General features: G+C 37.6%; 16 protein-coding genes. 6 read left to right on the top strand and 10 right to left on the bottom strand.

Annotated features, from left to right (window positions below; genetic code table 11):
- Positions 1-5: 5 nt before the first annotated feature.
- On the top strand, positions 6-1,271 hold the full coding sequence (locus THEXY_RS01155) for an MFS transporter (protein ID WP_013787037.1): 1,266 nt from the start codon (positions 6-8) through the stop codon (positions 1,269-1,271).
- A 14-nt stretch (positions 1,272-1,285) separates the two neighbouring features.
- Here THEXY_RS01155 and hydF read toward each other — a convergent pair whose 3' ends face one another.
- Positions 1,286-2,521 carry a [FeFe] hydrogenase H-cluster maturation GTPase HydF gene (gene hydF / locus THEXY_RS01150; protein ID WP_013787036.1) on the bottom strand — a complete coding sequence of 412 codons (1,236 nt, stop codon included), beginning with the start codon at positions 2,519-2,521 and terminating at the stop codon, positions 1,286-1,288.
- Entirely contained in the window at positions 2,518-3,933 is a 1,416-nt protein-coding gene (locus tag THEXY_RS01145) for an aspartate ammonia-lyase (RefSeq protein ID WP_013787035.1), read from the bottom strand. The genes hydF and THEXY_RS01145 overlap by 4 nt, the downstream gene beginning before the upstream one ends.
- Before the next feature lie 191 nt (positions 3,934-4,124).
- Between THEXY_RS01145 and THEXY_RS01140 the strand changes: the two genes are divergently transcribed.
- Positions 4,125-4,505 (top strand): desulfoferrodoxin, encoded by a 381-nt coding sequence (locus tag THEXY_RS01140; protein WP_013787034.1) that lies wholly within the window; start codon positions 4,125-4,127, stop codon positions 4,503-4,505.
- A 71-nt stretch (positions 4,506-4,576) separates the two neighbouring features.
- Here THEXY_RS01140 and THEXY_RS01135 read toward each other — a convergent pair whose 3' ends face one another.
- Positions 4,577-5,866 carry an Nramp family divalent metal transporter gene (locus THEXY_RS01135; protein ID WP_013787033.1) on the bottom strand — a complete coding sequence of 430 codons (1,290 nt, stop codon included), beginning with the start codon at positions 5,864-5,866 and terminating at the stop codon, positions 4,577-4,579.
- Positions 5,867-5,985: 119 nt separating this feature from the next.
- On the opposite strand from THEXY_RS01135, the gene THEXY_RS01130 reads away from it, so the two are divergent.
- From THEXY_RS01130 to THEXY_RS01115, 4 genes are all read left to right on the top strand, one after another.
- Positions 5,986-6,456 (top strand): metal-dependent transcriptional regulator, encoded by a 471-nt coding sequence (locus THEXY_RS01130; protein ID WP_013787032.1) that lies wholly within the window; start codon positions 5,986-5,988, stop codon positions 6,454-6,456.
- 96 nt (positions 6,457-6,552) lie between these two features.
- Positions 6,553-7,182, top strand: a complete 630-nt coding sequence (locus tag THEXY_RS01125; RefSeq protein ID WP_013787031.1) for a VTT domain-containing protein — start codon at positions 6,553-6,555, stop codon at positions 7,180-7,182.
- Positions 7,183-7,334: 152 nt separating this feature from the next.
- Positions 7,335-9,803, top strand: a complete 2,469-nt coding sequence (locus tag THEXY_RS01120; protein ID WP_013787030.1) for a CoA-disulfide reductase — start codon at positions 7,335-7,337, stop codon at positions 9,801-9,803.
- Positions 9,804-9,806: 3 nt separating this feature from the next.
- Complete coding sequence (locus THEXY_RS01115; RefSeq protein ID WP_013787029.1) at positions 9,807-10,121, top strand: ArsR/SmtB family transcription factor; 315 nt, start codon at positions 9,807-9,809, stop codon at positions 10,119-10,121.
- A gap of 43 nt (positions 10,122-10,164) precedes the next feature.
- Here THEXY_RS01115 and argH read toward each other — a convergent pair whose 3' ends face one another.
- From argH to argJ, 7 genes are read right to left on the bottom strand one after another with little or no spacing between them, the layout of a single operon-like run.
- Positions 10,165-11,493 carry an argininosuccinate lyase gene (gene argH, locus THEXY_RS01110; RefSeq protein WP_013787028.1) on the bottom strand — a complete coding sequence of 443 codons (1,329 nt, stop codon included), beginning with the start codon at positions 11,491-11,493 and terminating at the stop codon, positions 10,165-10,167.
- On the bottom strand, positions 11,474-12,712 hold the full coding sequence (locus THEXY_RS01105; protein ID WP_013787027.1) for an argininosuccinate synthase: 1,239 nt from the start codon (positions 12,710-12,712) through the stop codon (positions 11,474-11,476). Before THEXY_RS01105 ends, argH begins: the two co-directional genes overlap by 20 nt.
- 23 nt (positions 12,713-12,735) lie before the next feature.
- The gene (gene carB, locus THEXY_RS01100) at positions 12,736-15,957 is read right to left on the bottom strand and encodes a carbamoyl-phosphate synthase (glutamine-hydrolyzing) large subunit (protein WP_013787026.1); all 3,222 of its coding nucleotides are present in this window, start codon (positions 15,955-15,957) and stop codon (positions 12,736-12,738) included.
- Positions 15,944-17,014: a glutamine-hydrolyzing carbamoyl-phosphate synthase small subunit gene (carA, locus tag THEXY_RS01095; protein WP_013787025.1), complete on the bottom strand. Its 1,071-nt coding sequence runs from the start codon at positions 17,012-17,014 to the stop codon at positions 15,944-15,946. Before carA ends, carB begins: the two co-directional genes overlap by 14 nt.
- A 1-nt stretch (position 17,015) precedes the next feature.
- Positions 17,016-18,200, bottom strand: a complete 1,185-nt coding sequence (locus tag THEXY_RS01090; protein ID WP_013787024.1) for an acetylornithine transaminase — start codon at positions 18,198-18,200, stop codon at positions 17,016-17,018.
- Entirely contained in the window at positions 18,187-19,086 is a 900-nt protein-coding gene (gene argB, locus THEXY_RS01085; protein ID WP_013787023.1) for an acetylglutamate kinase, read from the bottom strand. Before argB ends, THEXY_RS01090 begins: the two co-directional genes overlap by 14 nt.
- Entirely contained in the window at positions 19,083-20,303 is a 1,221-nt protein-coding gene (gene argJ, locus THEXY_RS01080) for a bifunctional ornithine acetyltransferase/N-acetylglutamate synthase (protein ID WP_013787022.1), read from the bottom strand. The genes argB and argJ overlap by 4 nt, the downstream gene beginning before the upstream one ends.
- Position 20,304 lies beyond the last annotated feature (1 nt).

Below are 20,304 nucleotides of genomic sequence, written 5' to 3'. Positions count from 1 at the left end.
TTTAATTGAACTCATTCTATATTTTTTTCGAAAAACTGACCGACAGTGTTTTCCCTGCATTAAGGCATAGAAATTTCAGATTGTTTTGGTTTGGACAAATGATATCCCTCATAGGCACGTGGATGCAAAATATTGGTCAAGATTGGTTAGTCCTTAAATTGACCAATTCTGCATTCTTGTTGGGTGTCGTCAGCGCCCTTCAATTTTTGCCTATGCTTTTTTTATCTCTGTTTGCTGGTGTCGTAATAGATAGATTTCCAAAGAGGAAAATCCTTATATTTACTCAGACAAGCCTAATGATGACAGCTTTGGCTCTTGCAACGCTAACTGCACTAAACGCAATAAACTACTGGGAAATACTCGTTTTAGCAACCATCGTCGGTTTCATAAACACCATAGACAATCCTGCAAGGCAATCATTTATAATCGATTTAGTTGGCAAAGAAGACTTGATGAATGCAATATCACTTAATTCTTCCATATTCAATGCAGCCAGAATCATAGGACCTGGCATAGCAGGCGTGCTTATAGGTCTTTTAGGTTATGCACTGTGCTTTTACCTCAATGCATTAAGCTTTATTGCAGTAATCACCGGGTTAATCCTTATTGATGTAAAAATAAGCAAAACAAAAACAATGTTAAAAAAAGAAGAGGTAATATCAGATATAAAGGAAGGGCTTTTGTATATTAAAAATACACCGATAATATTCTCTACTATACTCATGATGGCAGTTTTAAGCACGTTCGCCATAAATTTCAATGTTTTGGTACCTGTGTTTGCAAAAAACATCTTAAATCAAAATTCTACAGGATATGGCTTTCTCATGTCATCAATGGGTGTTGGCGCATTAATAGGCGCTCTAATACTGGCATCATTAAGCAAGAAAGGCGCAAAACCATTCTATCTCATATTAGGTGGATGTGGCTTATGTGTCTTCCAAATCTTAATCGGTTTTCAAAGCTACTATTGGCTTACAACGATTCTCCTCGCTTTATCTGGATTTTCTATGATTACTTTCTCTGCATCGGCAAATACCACCGTACAGCTTAATTCCAGCAACAGATTTAGAGGAAGAGTCATGAGCGTATACTCTTTAGTATTTGGAGGCGTCACACCTATAGGTGCCATTTACGCAGGAAGCCTTGCAGAAAAAGTAGGCGCACACATGACATTTATAATAAGCGGCATTATAGGCATCTCATATATACTGTATGTAGTATTATTTAAGTATAAAAAGAGCTTTTCTTCAAATATTGCCGAAGACGACTAAAATGATGACCAGCTTCAATATTGCTGGTCATCATCGTAAATAAGCTTTGCAGACGGAAACATCTCAATTGCCCGAGGCAAAATCCCTTGCACGTACGCAATCAAAAGCCCATAATTTACAATCGGTATTTCTTTGCCTTTTGCGTAAGATATTCTGTACATCATTTCTCTCTTATTAAGCATACAGCCACCGCAATGAACAATAAGCTTGTACTGTTCAAGATTGTCTGGAAATGTCATGCCACTTGAAAAATCAAATTGAATATCACCTCCGACAATTTGACGTATCCACCTGGGTATTTTTACTTTTCCTATATCATCCGACTGCCTGTGGTGTGTACATCCTTCTGCTATAAGAACCTTATCGCCAGGTTTAAGCCTTTCTAATGCTTTAAGCCCTTTTGTCAATTCGTCAAGGTCCCCTTTGTACCTTGCAAAGAGAATTGAAAAAGATGTTAAAGGTATGTCTCGAGGTGTATCTGCACTTACTTTTAAGAAAACCTGCGAGTCAGTAATAACTAATGCCGGTTTCTTCCCTAAATTCTCCAATGTTTCTTTCAGCTCGTATTCCTTTGTGACAATAGCTATAGCATCACTTTCAATCACTTCTCTTATCACCTGCTGCTGCGGTAGTATAAGCCTCCCTTTAGGTGCAGCCTTATCTATAGGAACTACAAGTACGACAAAATCACCAGGATTTATCAAATCAGACACCAAAGAAAGCTCTTTATCATCGTAAGGGGCCTTTTTAATTATTTGCCTTTTAAGCTCTTCTATGCCATAACCGCTATTGGCAGACGTCTCAACAAGCTCTAATTTTAATCTCTTTTCCCAATCAGCTTTTTGAATGAAATTAAATTGAGCCAGATCAGCTTTGTTTAAAACACCTACAACTGGAATGTTTTTTTCTCTGATCTTATCTAAAATTTCCTCCTCAAACTTCGACGGTCCAACCATGCCATCTATTACAAGCAAAGCAAGATCCGTCCTATTTAGTACTTCATACGTTTTTTTGACCCTTAGTTCCCCCAGCTCTCCTGTATCATCAAGTCCTGCAGTATCTATTATCACTACAGGGCCTATTGGCAGTATCTCCATCGCTTTATGCACAGGATCTGTTGTAGTACCTGCTACATCGGAAACAATAGCGATGTTTTGATTTGTAAGTGCATTTATTATGCTTGATTTTCCCGCGTTTCTTCTGCCAAATATTGATATATGCAATCTCGATGCATTTGGCGTCGTATTCATCTATTTTCCCCTCTCAATCTTTTTAATCCCGGTATACCCGGTTTTGTCATTTCATATTCATTAAGTATGACATCAAGCTGTTCTTCTTTTAAATATTTTTTAGCAACTTCTCTTATCGTCTTTCCTTCCTCTTTAGCCTCTTTTGCTATCATAGATGCTTTTTCGTATCCCAAATGAGGGCTTAACACAATCGCATATGATAAGCTGTTTTCCACCATTTCTTCAAGGTGATGTCGATTAGCCTCTATACCTTTTATGCATTTATATATAAACATGTCTACTGCATTTTTAAGAAGATCAATTTCGTTGAAAAGATTATAGGCAATAAGCGGCAATGTGAAATTAAGCTCAAATTCACCAGATTGTACTCCTAATGTGATAGCATAATCGCAGGACAATACTTGATATGCTGCCTGTTTTACTGCCTCAGGTATTACTGGATTTATCTTGCCTGGCATTATAGACGAACCAGCTTGTACTTCCGGTATGGTTATCTCCATAAGTCCACATCTTGGACCTGATGACATAAGTCTAATATCATTAGATATCTTGATAAGGTTTGTAGCAGCAGCTTTCAACATACCTGATACTTCCACAAAAACATCGTTATTTTGAGTAGGATCCATCATGTACTCAGCTCTGGCAAGTCCAATTCCTGTTATGTCTCTTAAAATCTCAATGACGCTATAGATATACCTTATGTCAGCATTTAGCCCTGTACCGACAGCAGTCCCTCCTATATTCACCTGCCTTAGCCTTTCCTCCACTTTGTATATCCTCCACCTATCCCTTGCGATTGCCTGTGCATATGCTCCAAACTCCTGACCCAGCATCACAGGCACAGCATCTTGCAGTTCCGTCCTGCCCATCTTAATTACGTCTTTAAACTCATCTTCCTTTTCTTGAAGCGCTACTTGTAGATTAGCAAAGCTTTGACTTAAAGGCTTTAAAAGTTTAATAGCAGCTATTCTTACAGCAGTAGGAAAAACATCGTTTGTGGATTGGCTTAAGTTTACATGATCAACGGGATTTACTAAATCGTAATTCCCTTTTTCGCCGCCAAGCAGCTCTATCGCCCTGTTTGCTATGACTTCATTCATATTCATATTTGCAGATGTACCTGCTCCACCCTGAAGTGCATCAACGATGAATTGGTCGTGAAATTTACCTTCGATTATTTCATCACATGCAATAATTATAGCATCTGCAATTTTTTTATCAAGCAATTTTATGTTTCTATTGGCTATAGCAGCCGCCTTTTTTACTTGCGCCAGTGCTATTATAAGCTCTCTGTGAATTGGTTCACCTGACAAATTGAAATTTTCATGAGCTCTTAAACTGTGAATGCCATAATAAGCATCATTAGGCACTTCCATATATCCTAAAATATCGTGTTCTATCCTGTAGCTCATCTTTTTTCACCTTCTTAACATGTATTCCAAAAACATCAAAGCTTTCATACAATATATTAGCATATTTTTATCAAAAATATATTATTATAATACTACTTGATTTTAATTTATACGAGGTGTATAATATTTACAAAAGATAATTTTTATCAAAAGAAATAAATTATCTTTAAATTAAAAGGAGGTTTTTTCTTATGACAAATTTATTTGGAGTTTACAAATGCAAGGAATGCGGAAATGTTGTAGAAGTTTTAAATGCCGGTGATGGAACATTGACATGCTGTGAAAAGCCAATGGAAGAGCAAATAGTAAATACAGTTGATGCCAGCAAAGAAAAACACGTTCCTGTGATACTAAAAGACGGCGATACAGTAACAGTAAAAGTTGGCAGCGTAGAACATCCTATGGAGGAAAAACACTACATAGAGTGGATTTCAATTTTAGCTGACGGAATTTACATGAGAAAGATGTTAAAACCAGGCGATAAACCTGAGGCCACATTCAAGACAGATGCAGCGAAGATTCAAGCTTGGGCATATTGCAATTTGCACGGCTTGTGGACTGCAGAGCTTTAAGATTTTCTCCTCCTATTTTTGCATTTGTTTAGTATAAAAGATGTCCCTATGCGGACATCTTTTTGCTTTGTTCAAAACATTCCTTGAAAGGTAGTATACAAAAGTATTCCGTTTAAAAGTATTATAAAAATCGAAATTATCCATCCTACAATTGTGGCAGCCAAATTGTTTACTAATTCCCCCATGTATTCTCTTTTAGAAGTTATTAACAACAGTGGTATTATAGCAAATGGAAGGGCAAAACTTAAAACGACTTGGCTTAATATGAGGGCATTCATTGGATTTACACCTAAGAAAAGCACTGCCATTGACGGTATTATCGTAATAATCCTTTTTAAAAGTGGAGGAAAAGTTTTATTTAAAAATCCATCCATAACCGTCTCACCTGCCATAGTCCCAACTGCAGACGATGAAAATCCCGATGATAAAAGGGCTAATGCAAAAGCTATACCTGAAAAAGAGCCCAATAAAGGTTCTAATGATCTGTGAGCATCTTCTATAGAATCAACATAAATACCATTTTTAAAGAAAACTGCCGCTGACACAATTACCATGGCCGCATTGACAATAAAAGCAATGTTCATGGCTATCACAATGTCCAGCCTTTCCATTGATAAGTGGTGCCTTTTCTCTTTTAAGCTTAACCCCTTGTTTCTACTTTGAACTAATTGAGAATGCAAAAATATTACGTGAGGCATTACTGTAGCTCCCAGCATACCAACTGCTATATACAAGGCATCTTCATTGACAATCGTTGGCATCAAGGTACTAAGTCCAACCTTCAGCCATTCTGGCTTTGCTAAAAACATTTCAAATCCATACGATAAGCATATTACACCTATCAATATTTCAATTATTAGCTCAACTGCCTTCTGTCCAAATCTCTGTAGATAAGTTATGAAAAGCGTCACAATTCCAGTTATGACACCTGCATAGGCCAATGGAATCTTAAAAAGAAGGTATATGCCAACAGCACCGCCTAAAAATTCTGCCATCGTGGTTGCAATGGCTGCAATCTCAGAAACGATAAATAGAAATACATTAATCTTTTTTGAGAATACGGCTCCACACATTTGAGATAGATTTTTTTCAGTAGCTATTCCTAACTTAGCCGATAAATATTGTAGAAAGATTGCAATCATATTGCTCCACAAGATGACCCACAAAAGACTGTAATTGTATTTAGCACCTCCAGTTATATTTGTAGCAAAATTGCCAGGATCTATATAAGCGACGCTTACTACAAACGCTGGACCTACATACTTTAAAAAATCAGCGATCTTCTTTACAATTAGATTTCCTAAAGCCTTTTTGCTTCTTTCAGCAAAATCTGTCACAGCCACACTATTTAAATCTTTCATAATATGTCACATCCTTTTTCACATTGGCAACATTTTTAGCCAATCCTAAAATTTAAAATTCTAACATAGAATATGTTAAAAGGATGTATTTCGTTACATTTAAAAAGAAGGTGAATAAATTGCAGGACAAATTTCGCACTTTCAGCGAATACATGAAGAAAGAGAATAACTCATTGACAGCATCTATGGAAGATTATCTCGAAATGATATGTAGATTATCAGCCAAATCAGGCTATGTAAGGCTGCACGAAGTGGCAAATGCATTGAATGTCCAGCCACCATCCGCCACAAAGATGGTTCAAAAACTTTCTGAGCTTAATCTTATAGACTATGAAAAATACGGCGTCATAACTTTAAGCAATGAAGGCAAATCAATCGGAGAAGCTCTTATAAAAAGGCATAACACAATCTTAGAACTTCTAAAGACACTTGGAATAGAAGAAAACAATCTTCTTGAAGAAACAGAAAAAATAGAACACACTGTAAGCACAGAAACGCTCAATTGTTTCTTACGTTTTATGGACTTTTTAGAACAAAATAACGACATTAAAGAAAAATTAACTCAGTACATGAAATCAAAAAGAGATTAAAAGTGGATTAAAATTTACAATTCCGTAATAATTGCAATTTTTAATATGCTATAATTATAAATGTACAATATTTTGCAAAAAGGAATGGGGATTTTAATGTCATTATTGAAACTGGGAATTGATGTAGTTCTTCATCTTGACAAGTATTTAGGCACCATAATACAAGCGTATGGTACCGCCACATATTTACTTATATTCCTCATATTGTTTTTTGAGACAGGCATCGTCATAACGCCATTTTTGCCTGGTGATTCGCTAATATTTGCTGCAGGTGCTTTCGCTGCTATAGGTTCACTAAATGTATTCACCTTATTTATAGTAGTCGCGTTGGCTGCAATATTAGGTGACACTGTAAACTACCACATAGGAAAATTTATAGGCGAAAAAATATACGAAGCTGAAAACTTAAAATTGATAAAGAAAGAACACCTTTTAGAAGCCAGAAACTTCTATGATAAATACGGTAGTATGACAATAGTATTAGGAAGGTTCATACCTATCATAAGGACGTTTGTACCGTTTGTAGCAGGCATAGGTGAGATGAATTACATCCACTTCCTCACCTACAATGCATTAGGCGGCGTAGCCTGGGCAGCATTGTTTTCATTTGGTGGTTACTACTTTGGAAACCTTGAAGTTGTCAAAACACATTTTGGATTTGTCACAATAGCCATAATCGTGATTTCTCTGATACCTGCTTTAGTAACTTTCTTGAGAAAGAAGTAAGCGAGATATAATCTCGCTTTTTTTATACCTTTATTTGATAAGGCTTTATCATAATTCTTTAATTAAAAAACATTTTTAGTTAAATTATTGACAATAAAATTAATATATTGTAATATTAAGATATAATAATGCTTTTAATAGGAGGAAGAGTTATGAAAGTTGTAATTGTCGGGGGCGTTGCTGGCGGCGCATCTGCTGCAGCAAGGTTAAGAAGACTTGATGAAGACGCTGAAATAATACTCTTTGAAAAGGGAGAATATATATCTTATGCCAACTGCGGTCTGCCGTATTATATAGGCGAAGTCATAAAAGAACGTGAAAAATTAGTCGTTCAAACACCAGAAGCTATGTCAAAGCGCTTCAACATCGACATAAGGACTCTATCAGAAGTCACAAAGATAAATCCTGATGAAAAAACCGTAGTCGTTCATGATATAAAAAATGACAGAACCTATACAGAAAGCTACGACAAACTGATACTGTCACCTGGCGCAGAACCTATAAAGCCACCGATGCCAGGCATAGATGGCAAAAATATTTTTACACTTAGAACTATTCCAGATACTTACAGGATAAAAGACTTTGTCGACAACAACAAACCTAAAAAGGCCGTTGTAGTAGGAGGAGGCTTTATTGGTCTTGAAGTAGCAGAAAATTTAAAAGAAGCAGGACTCGATGTGACAATCGTAGAATTAGCTGACCATGTAATGGCACCTCTTGATTACGAAATGGCTGCAATTGTACATCAACGCCTTAAAGATAAAGGTGTAAATCTCATATTAAAAGATGGTGTAAAAGAGTTTCACCACAAAGAAGGCATAACGACTGTCGTATTGAATAGCGGCAATACGTTAATCACTGACATGGTCGTATTAGGCATAGGCGTAAGGCCAGATACCAAATTAGCAAAAGACGCAGGCCTTGCAATCGGCGAAAGAGGCGGCATAAAAGTCAATGAATACATGCAGACATCAAATCCCGATATATACGCTGTAGGCGATGCTATAGAAGTAAAAGATTATATAAACGGAAGCAATACTTTGATACCATTAGCCGGACCTGCAAACAAACAAGGCCGTATCGCAGCAGACAATATTTGCGGAAGAAAAAGCAAATACGATGGTACACAAGGTACTTCTGTTGCAAAAATTTTCGACTTGACCGTGGCAGCAACAGGAAACAATGAAACAATCTTAAAAAGATCTGGGACATATTATGAAAAAGTCATAATACATCCAAATTCACATGCCAGCTACTATCCTGATGCACTGCCTATGACCATTAAACTCATATTCAAAAAAGATGACGGAAAAATCTTAGGCGCTCAAATAGTTGGATTTGACGGTGTTGATAAGAGAATAGATGTCATCGCTACTGCAATACGCAGCAATATGACAGTTTATGACTTAGAAGAACTTGAGTTGGCATACGCTCCACCATACTCATCAGCAAAAGACCCTGTAAACATGGCTGGTTTTGTAGCTTCCAATATATTAAAAGGTGATATAAGCGTATTCCACTGGGACGAAGTTAAAGATATAGATTTGTCTAAGTCTTTAATACTTGACGTAAGAACGGATCTTGAGTATCAACTTGGAAACATTAATGGTTCTATAAACATACCTGTAGATGAGCTAAGAGAAAATCTTCACAAAATTCCAAAAGATAAAGATCTATACGTATACTGTCAAGTAGGCTTAAGAGGATATATAGCTTGTAGGATACTGATGCAAAATGGCTTTAAATCTGTCAAAAATCTAAGTGGCGGTTATAAAATATACGAAACCGCAACATCAGATTTCACCGATATAACAGTGAAATACGACGATGAACAGACAGAGTGCGGCATCTGCGTAAAAGATAAAAAAAAATCAGATGACACAGTAGCAACGGCAACATTAGAGATCGATGCATGTGGACTTCAATGTCCGGGTCCTATAATGCAGACATTCAACGCAATAAAAAATCTAAAAGATGGAGACATACTAAGGATAAAGGCTTCAGACCCAGGATTTGAAAATGACATTAAGACATGGTGTCAAAGAACAGGAAATGCTCTTCTTAACTTATATCATGAAGGAAAAATCATTGTAGCAGATATAAGAAAAAATGCAGCTACAAAAGCAGTTGAAACAAAGACATCTTCTGATAAAAACGACAAGGCAATCATAGTATTCAGTGGAGACTTAGACAAAGCCATAGCCGCATTCATAATAGCAAATGGTGCTGCTGCAATGGGAAGAAAGGTAACTCTCTTCTTCACATTCTGGGGCCTTAATATACTGAGAAAGCCAGAAAAAGTGTCAATCAAGAAAGACTTCTTCAGTAAGATGTTTGGCATGATGATGCCAAGGGGTTCTAAAAAGCTAAAGCTTTCAAAGATGAATATGTTTGGCATAGGACCTAAAATGATAAGGTACATCATGAACAAGAAAAACGTATCTTCACTGGAAGATTTAATACAGCAAGCACTTAAAAACGGTGTAAGGATTGTGGCATGTAACATGTCGTCTGACATAATGGGTATAACTAAAGATGAGCTTATAGATGGTGTTGAATTAGGCGGCGTAGCATCATTTATAGGTGCAGCAGAACAGTCAGACACTACACTCTTTATATAAAATTTGGAGGGATTTCCGCTGAAAAACAGTGCTATAGACATCGAAAAAGATTTTAAAAAGTATGAAACAATAGCAGAAAAATTAAAAGCCATAGCGCATCCGTACAGGCTTTGCATCGTAAGAGGACTTCTATCAGGAGAATGCAACGTGACTACGATACAAGAATGCTTAAATTTGCCTCAATCCACAGTATCGCAGCACATATCAAAGCTAAAATCTGCTGGCATAATAGAGGGAAAGCGAAACGGACTTGAAATCTGCTATCGAGTTGTAGACAATGACATAATAAATTTAGTCAAGCTTTTATTTAATGATTAAGAGATAGGAAAAAGATCCTATCTCTTTTTTACGCCTAACTGTACTATTCTTCATCAAACAGTTTCGGAGAGCCTATAGTTTTCTTATTTTTTATGCTGTTCCTCAAATCAATTGCTTTATAAACATCTACATCTATCACATCGCAAAACGATTTTAAATCTTTAATTGATAGCTCTTCTATGGCACAATTTTTATCTATTGCGTACAACACGACTTTCCCGGTTATCTCATGTGCTTTTCTAAATGGAATTCCCTTAGATACAAGGTAATCTGCAAAATCTGTAGCATTCATATACCCGTATTTTGCTGCATTTGCCATATTATCACTTTTTACCTTCATCGTTTTTACCATGCCATTAAAAACCGCAATCGACATTTTCAAAGTGTCTATTGCATCAAAAAGCGCTTCTTTGTCCTCTTGCATATCTTTGTTATAAGCGAGAGGAAGTCCCTTCATGACTGTAAGCAAAGTCATTAAATCTCCATACACCCTTCCTGTTTTACCTCGTATAAGCTCCGCAGCATCTGGATTTTTTTTCTGAGGCATCATGCTGCTTCCTGTAGAATACCTATCATCTAACTCTATAAAATCAAATTCCTTGCTGGACCAAAGGACTATTTCCTCACAAAATCGGCTTAGGTGCATCATTAAAATTGAAGAAAAGCTTAAAAACTCTATCACAAAATCCCTATCGCTAACTGCATCGAGGCTATTTTTAGTTATATCGTCAAATCCAAGAAGCTTTGCCACGTACATTCTATCTATATTGTACGATGTACCTGCTAATGCACCTGATCCCAATGGCATTATATTTACCCTTTTTACCATATCATTAAGCCTTGATAAGTCTCTTTTAAACATCTCCACATACGCCATCATGTGATGTCCAAAAGTGACAGGCTGAGCCCTTTGCAAATGGGTATATCCAGGCATGATTGCATTCTTGTATTCATCTGCTTTTCTTTTAAGAGTGTCAATTAAAATTTCAATGCCGCTTTCAATTTCATTTATAACATCTCTTAAATAAAGCCTCACATCTGTTGCTACTTGGTCATTGCGGCTTCTTCCTGTATGCAGTTTTTTACCTACATCACCTATCTTCTCAGTTAAAAGTCTTTCAACATAAGTATGCACATCTTCATCATCAGGTATAAATTCTGTCTCAGTTTCCTTTAAAATCTCATTTAGCCCATCTACAATGAGCTTTGTCTCATCGTCCTTTAATACACCCGCTTTATTTAAACCTTTTGCATGGGCTATAGAACCTTCTACATCGTATTTAAAAAGGCGCATATCGAAAGAAATGGAGGAATTAAAATCCTCCATAAGTTTGTCTGTATCTCCTTTAAACCTACCGCCCCACAGCTTCATTAAAATCTTCCTTTCTGCTTATATCCATAAGCGCTTTTATTTTAAGCGGCAATCCGAATAAGTTTATAAACCCTTCTGCATCCTTTTGATTGTAAACTTCATCTTCGCCAAATGTAGCAAACTCTTCACTGTATAGTGAATATGGGGACTTTGAACCTGCATTTATCAAGTTTCCTTTGTAAAGTTTAAGCCTTACAGTACCAGTCACATTCTGCTGTGTCACATCAACAAACGCATCTAAAGACTCTCTAAGCGGAGAAAACCATAATCCATTGTAGACAATGTCTGCATACTTTTGCGCTACCAAATCTTTAAACCTCATGGTTTCCTTATCCAAAACCAAATACTCCAACTCTTTGTGGGCTGCATAAAGAACCGTTCCTGCAGGCGTTTCATATACACCGCGAGACTTAATGCCTACAAGCCTATTTTCTACAATATCAGCTATGCCTATACCATTTCTTCCGGCTATCAAATTAAGATCTTCTATCATCTTTGAAGGACTTGCGTATGACTTTCCATTTACTTTTACAGGTATCCCCTTTTCAAACTCTAAAACAACGTACTCTGGCTCATCCGGCGCATTCTCTGGTGGAACAACCATATCGTACAAACTGTTTTTAGGCTCATTCCACGGATCTTCCAAATCACCGCCTTCATGGCTTACGTGCCATAAATTGTTATCAACACTGTATATCTTTTCCTTTGTTACAGGCACAGGAATGCCTTTTTTCTTAGCATAGTCTATTTCCTGTTCCCTTGACTTAAAGTCCCATATCCTCCACGGTGCTATTATCTCTATTGATGGATCAAGGGCCTTTATTGACACTTCAAACCTTACTTGGTCATTTCCTTTTCCAGTAGCGCCGTGCACTATCGCCTTTGCACCTTCCTTGTGAGCTATCTCCACAAGCTTTTTAGCAATAAGGGGCCTTGCAAATGAAGTGCCTAATAGATACTTGCCCTCATACACAGCTCCTGCTTTTAATGTAGGAAAAATATAATCCTCCACAAATTCATCTTTTACATCTTCCACGTATATCTTGCTGGCACCGCTTAATAATGCCTTTTCTTTTATGCTGCTAAGCTCGCTTCCCTGGCCTACATCTATACACGCAGCTATTATCTCACATTCGTAATTTTCTTTAAGCCATGGTATTATGACAGACGTATCTAAACCGCCTGAATACGCCAAAACCACTTTTTCTCCTTTTAACATATAAATCTTCCTTTCTAACTTAATTACAAAGCAGATTTCTTTAAGTTTTTAGACTGCAGCTCATGATACTCATTTAACGATAGGTAGTTAAGTCCGCTTATTTTCACCTTCTGCACCGCTTGAAGCGCTGCCTTCGCCGTATCAAGGGATGTAAACAGCGGAACTCTGTATTCACATGCAGTTCTCCTCAATATAAATCCATCATTATCTACTTTCTTGCCGCGATTCGGTATATTGATGACTAATGAAAAATACCCTTCTTTTAATAGCCTTATGGCATCTTTTATATTTACATGTTTCACACTAATTCCAGCAGAATTAAAATGTCTGGCTGTACCGGATGTGCCAAATAACTCATATCCAGCATCATGATACTTTTTTACCGTACTCATTGAATCGTTTATACTTCTACTTGCTATAGAAATTAAAACCCTTCCACTGACAGGTATATCTAAGTTGGCTCCTGCCATAGCTTTGTAAAGAGCCCCTTCGTAGCTTAAATCTATGCCCATTATTTCTCCAGTAGACTTCATCTCCGGTCCCAGCATCACTTCCACATTAGTAAGCTTCTCTGTTGAAAATACAGGTGCCTTTACGATTGTATGGGTCGTCTTTGGCCATAAAACATCATGATATCCTAAGCTCTTTAGTGTATCGCCTAATGCGATTTTTACGGCTATGTCTATCATAGGTACTCCTGTTGCTTTGCTTATTACAGGAACTGTCCTTGAAGCCCTCGGATTTACCTCCAAGACGTAGACAACACCATCTTTAACTACAAATTGAATATTGATAAGCCCTTTTACTTTTAAGGCACACGATATTTTCTTTGTGTACTCTACAATTGTAGATATTTCATGATCCGATAAATTTCTCGCAGGATACATGGAGAAACTGTCACCAGAATGGACACCTGCTCTTTCTATATGCTCCATTATCCCAGGAATCAATACATCCGTGCCATCGGATATAGCATCTACTTCAACTTCTCTTCCTTCAATGTACTTATCAATCAAGACAGGCTTCCCTGGAGATACCTTCATGGCATTTGATACATAGTCTATTATCTCTTGAAGTGTGTTTACTTTTTCCATTGATTGGCCACCTATTACGTATGAAGGTCTCACTAAAAGAGGGAATCCTATTGTCAGTGCTACATCTTTTGCATCGCCTACTGATAGCGCATATCCGCCTTTTGGCTGGTTTATATTTAGCTTCTTAAGAAGCTTAGAAAACTTTTCTCTGTCTTCACTGTCATCGATGCTTTCAAATGAAGTGCCCAATATATTTACACCATTATCAGACAGTCCTTGTGCCAAGTTTATAGCTGTTTGGCCTCCAAACATCACCAAAACACCAAGAGGTTTTTCCTTTTCGATGATATTCAATACATCTTCCAGCGTCAGTGGTTCGAAGTACAGCCTATCGCCTGTATCAAAATCTGTGCTTACCGTCTCAGGATTGTTATTTATTATGATTGATTTGATTCCCTTGCTTTTAAGGGCCCAAAGTGCTTTTACTGAACAATAATCAAATTCTACGCCCTGCCCTATTCTAATAGGACCTGAGCCTAAAACTATGACTTTCTTTATGTCGTGATGAATAGGAACTTCATCGTATTCTCCGTACGTTGAATAAATATACTGCGTAACAGATTCAAACTCCGCTGCACATGTGTCAACCATCTTATAAGCTGGGAATATGCCGTAGCTTTTCCTCAATTCCCTGACAGCTTTTTCATCTATCCCTTTGATATTGGCAATTTCCTTATCTGAAAAGCCCATTCGCTTTGCTTTTTCTAAAACCTCTTTTGTCAAATCGTTTATAAATATCTCTTTTTCCATATTTACTATATCTAAGAGTTTATTTATAAACCACTTATCTATGTTGGATATTTCATTTATATGATTCACAGTGACACCGCGGCGAAGTGCCTCAGCTATATAAAATAGCCTCATGTCATTTGGCTTTTTAATGTTGTCGATGATCTCCTCATCTCTTAATTTTTTTATGCTTTCATTTGTAAGTCCATATGCTTTTATCTCTAAAGACCTTACAGCCTTTAAGAGGGATGCTTCAAAGCATCTGTCTATTGCCATCGTCTCTCCTGTAGCTTTCATCTGAGTACCAATCTTTCTGTCTGTCTCATAGAATTTGTCAAATGGCCACCTTGGAATCTTTGTAACAACGTAGTCAAGCGATGGCTCAAACAAAGCTGTAGTCTTTTCCGTGACAGGGTTTTTTATCTCATCAAGTGTATAGCCAACAGCTATTTTAGCAGCTATCTTGGCTATAGGATAACCTGTAGCTTTTGATGCCAAAGCACTTGAGCGGCTAACCCTCGGATTTACCTCTATAACGTAATACTGATGGCTATTAGGGTCCAATGCAAACTGAACATTGCATCCGCCTTCAATCTTCAATGCCTTTATGATTTTAAGACTGGCAGTCCTCAGCATTTGATACTCGTAATCTGTCAATGTCTGTGACGGCGCAACAACAATGCTATCACCTGTGTGGACGCCAACTGGATCAAAGTTTTCCATATTGCATATGGTTATACAATTGTCGTTGCTGTCCCTCATAACTTCGTATTCTATCTCTTTGTAACCGTAAAGGGATTTTTCTATCAGCACTTCATGTGCCATGCTTTTCTTTAAGCCTAAATCAACTATAACCTTAAGCTCATCTTCATTGTTTGCTATACCGCCTCCAGTTCCACCTAATGTAAAGGCAGGCCTGACTATAAGTGGATAGCCGCACTTTTCTGCAAATTTAATCGCATCATCTACATTATTTACGGTCGCGCTTTCTGCTATAGGTTCTCCTATCTCTTCCATCTTCTTTTTAAACAATTCCCTGTCTTCAGCAGTCTTTATTGATTCAATAGAAGTTCCCAATACCTTTAGATTGTACTTATCGATTATTCCGCTTTCCTTAAGTTTTACAACCACATTAAGCCCTGTCTGTCCACCGATTGTCCCTAATATTCCATCTGGCCTTTCTTTGTCTATGATGGCTTCCAACACATCGACTTCCGGATTTTCTATATAAACCACATCGGCGATCTCTGTATCTGTCATTATTGTAGCAGGATTGTTATTCACTAAGATAACTTTTAATCCTTCTTCTTTCAATGATTTGCATGCTTGTGTTCCGGAATAGTCAAACTCTGCAGCTTGACCTATTACGATAGGCCCTGAGCCTATAACAAGCACTTTATTCACTCCTTCATATTTCGGCAAGATAAGACCTCCTTCTATAAACACAAGTTATATCCATGAATTTATCAAAAATGTACATTGAATCATGTGGGCCAGGACACGCTTCTGGATGATATTGGACGGAAAATACCGGTAGATACTTATGCTTTATTCCTTCCACCGTATTGTCATTTAAGTTTACATGAGTGACCACTATTTCATCGCTATTTATGGAGCTTTCTTCTACAGCGTATCCATGGTTTTGCGATGTTACAAATGCCTTTCCTATCATCAAGTCTTTCACAGGTTGATTTGATCCTCTGTGACCAAATTTCATCTTTATGGTATTGCACCCCATAGCAAGTGCAATTATCTGATGTCCTAAACATATACCTAAAACTGGTATCTTACCTATAAAAAACTTCGCCAGCTCTATGGCAGAAATTGCATCTTTGGGATCTCCTGGACCATTCGAAAAAAATACGGCTTCAGGCTCAATCGCCATTACGTCTTCTACGCAAACATCGTAAGGAAACACGTATATGTCAAATCCTACGTTTCTCAGCATGTTTAAAATGTTCTTTTTGGTGCCAAGATCTATAAACGCCAATTTCGGCCCTTCTCCTTGTATGTGATACGGCTTTTTCGTGGACACTTCTTTAAGCAAATCCACTTTTATATCAGGCACTACAGCATTGGCATCGTCAGTTATGATGCCTCTCATAGTACCATTTGATCTCAACTTTTTAGTCAATTCCCTCGTATCAACACCTGATAATACCGGTATCCCATTTTTATCGAGATAGTCAATCAATGAAGAATCTGAGAGAAAATTGCTGGGGCTATCACAGTACTCTCTTACAACATACCCTCTAATATGTGGCTTTTCTGATTGAAAATCGTACTTATTGATGCCGTAATTTCCAATAAGCGGATATGTCATGACGACGATCTGCCCAGCATAAGACGGATCTGTGATGATTTCCTGATATCCCGTCATGCCTGTATTAAAGACAACTTCCCCAAAACCTTGAAAATTCTTGCTTATAATATTGCCTTCAAAAATACTGCCATCTTCCAGCTTCAAGTACCCTTTCATCTTAAAACCCCATTTCATGTAATACATCATCAAGAATTATCGCAGCAGTATCAAGTTCATCAGTAGTAACGATAAGTGGCGGTACAAACCTCAAAACATTATGGTTTACACAATTTATGAGAAGACCTTTTTCCAAGGCTTTTAGCACTATCTCACCTGCATCATCCAAATCAACTTCACACCCTATCATGAGACCTTTTCCTCTTACATCTTTTATGACTTTGTACCTATCTTTTAATCCATTAAGCTTTTCCTTAAAATATTCTCCTTTTTTCACTACATCATCAAGAAAACCTTCCTTTGTAACTTCATTCATTACTGCAATTCCAGCAGCACATGCAAGCGGATTTCCTCCAAACGTCGATGCATGATCACCAGGTTTAAATACTGCCACATTTTCTTTTGCCACAATTGCACCTATTGGCACTCCACCTCCTAATGCCTTTGCCAACGTCATAACATCCGGCTCTATTCCAATGTGCTGATATGCAAAGAGTTTTCCTGTACGTCCAATACCTGTCTGGACTTCATCCACAATCAATATAATGTCATTTTCATCACATACTTCCCTGACCTTTTTTAAATATTCAAGGCTTCCCTCATGTATGCCGCCTTCCCCTTGAATAATTTCTATCATGATTGCACATACATCATCATCTAAAGCGTCGTAAATATCGTCAATGTCATTGTAGTTTACGTACTTAAATCCTTCCAGCAATGGTCCAAAGCCTTTGTGATATTTTATTTGTCCTGTTGCTGTAAGAGCGCCAAAAGTCCTTCCATGAAATGAATTCTTTGCAGATATTATCTTATACCTTTTATCACCGTATTTAATCGATGCGTATTTTCTTGCAAGCTTTATGGCACCTTCATTAGCTTCTGCACCGCTGTTGGCGAAAAACACCTTGTCACCAAACGAGTTTTCCGCAATCATCTTGGCCAGTTCAATCTGATTTTCGTTCCAGTAAAGATTTGAACAGTGTATCAAAGTCTCCGCTTGACTTTTGATGGCATCTACTATTGGTGGGTAGCAGTGGCCAAATGCGTTTACAGCAATGCCTGCTACAAAATCAAGGTACATATTTCCATCTGTATCCCAAACCTTTGTGCCGCTGCCTTTTGATAATGTAATAGGGTAGCGTCCGTAAGTATTCATCACGTACTTTTTGTCATCAGAGATTGTCATCGTCAAAACACTCCTTTCCTATCATAGTGCCAATCCCTTCATCAGTGAAAATCTCTAAAAGAAGCGAATGTGTCAATCTTCCATCGATTATGTGGGCTCTCTTGACTCCATTTTCTACTGCTTGAATGCAGCATTTTAATTTAGGTATCATGCCACCTGTAATCTTCTCTGTCGTCATAAGTTCTTTAGCCGCATCTAAATCAATTCTCGATATAACGCTGCTTTTGTCATTCACATCTGACAGTATGCCTTCCACATCTGTCAAAAGTATGAATTTCTCAGCTTTTAAAGCTTCGGCTATTCTACCTGCCGCTGTATCAGCATTTACATTGTAAGTCTTCCCATCTTTGCCAACAGCACACGGGGCGATAACCGGTATAAATCCCTTCTCAAGCATCATCTTTATAACATCAATATTGACTTCTTCAATTTTCCCAACAAAACCTATGTCTCCATTTGCAGTATCTTTCTCGGCTACGAGAAGCTTCCCATCTTTTCCGCTTATCCCTATAGCTTTGCCACCTATCTCATTTAAAATTGAAACTATTTCTTTGTTTATCTTGCCTGTAAGAACCATCTCAACTACTTCCATCGTCTTCTCATCTGTAACCCTCAAGCCGTTTATAAATTTTGACTCAATATTGAGGCTTTCAAGCATCTTGTTTATGTCAGGACCGCCGCCATGTACGACAACTGGATTCAGCCCAACGTACTTCAGCAAAACTATATCCTGCATTACCATTTTCTTTATATCGGAATCTATCATGGCGTTTCCACCGTATTTTATCACGACAGTAGCACCGGAAAACTTTTTAATATAAGGTAGGGCCTCTATTAATATTTTAGCTTTTGCGATTTCATCGCCGTATTTTTGCCTTTTAATCATGTTCTGTAGCTCCCGTTTATCTTCACATAATCGTAGCTTAAATCACAGCCCCACGCTAAAGCATCATATTTTCCGGCATTTAAATCAACTACTATTGAAATCTCTTTTTCACTTAATATCTCTTTCGCTTTGTCTTCGCTAAAAGGAACATAACCGCCATTTTCACAAACTTTTATAATTCCCTTGTTGCTTTTCAAATATATATCAACGGCATCTTGCGAAAAATTAGCTCCTGAATAACCCAAAGCCGCAATGATTCTCCCCCAATTGGCGTCTTCTCCAAATATAGCCGTCTTAACCAAATTTGAATTGACAATAGACTTAGAAGCTAAAATCGCATCATCTTCCGTAGGTGCATTGACTACACTTACCTCCATGAACTTAGTAGCACCTTCGCCATCTTTGGCTATTTGCTTTGCCAAATGCTTATTTACATATAAAAGGGCGTTGTAAAAAATCTCATACTCATGTGTATCTTCCTCTATCGTAGGATTGCCTGCCATACCGTTAGCCAGCATTATGGCAGTATCATTTGTGCTCATATCTCCATCGACAGATATCATGTTGTAGGACCTCTTTACAGTCTCTTTCAATGCCTTATCCAAAGCCTTTTTCGATATGTCTGCATCTGTAGTGATAAAAGACAGCATTGTAGCCATATTTGGAGAAATCATGCCAGACCCTTTAGCAATACCACCTATATAAACTTCATAGCCTTTTATGTTCAACTTTACAGCAACTTCTTTTGTAAATGTATCTGTGGTAAGAATCGCTTCTGCAGCATCTTTTCCGCCATCCTTCGACAGTCTTTGAGAAGCCAACTCTATTCCTTTGGCAATTTTGTCCATAGGAAGTGTCACACCGATAACACCTGTTGAGCAAACAAGCACATCGCTGATATCTATATTTAGATACTTGGCCGCCATATTAGCCATAGATGAAGCATCTTCATATCCTTTCTGTCCTGTGCACGCATTGGCATTGCCACTATTTACGACTATTGCCTGCGCTTCACCATTTTTTATTTTCTCCATGTCTAAAATCACTGGCGCTGCTTTCACCTTATTTGTAGTAAATACTGCAGCAACATTGGCCTTTTTCTCAGAGTATATCATGGCAAAATCCTTTTTCGCTTTCTTTATGCCTGCAAACACACCTGAGGCTAAAAATCCTTTAGGCGATGTAACATTTCCTTCAATCACCTCAAAATCCTCCATT

Source organism: Thermoanaerobacterium xylanolyticum LX-11, from assembly GCF_000189775.2.
Taxonomy (GTDB): Bacteria; Bacillota; Thermoanaerobacteria; order Thermoanaerobacterales; family Thermoanaerobacteraceae; genus Thermoanaerobacterium; species Thermoanaerobacterium thermosulfurigenes.
Note: the sequence above shows the minus strand (reverse complement) of the source record. Positions and strands in the feature narration are given on the sequence as shown.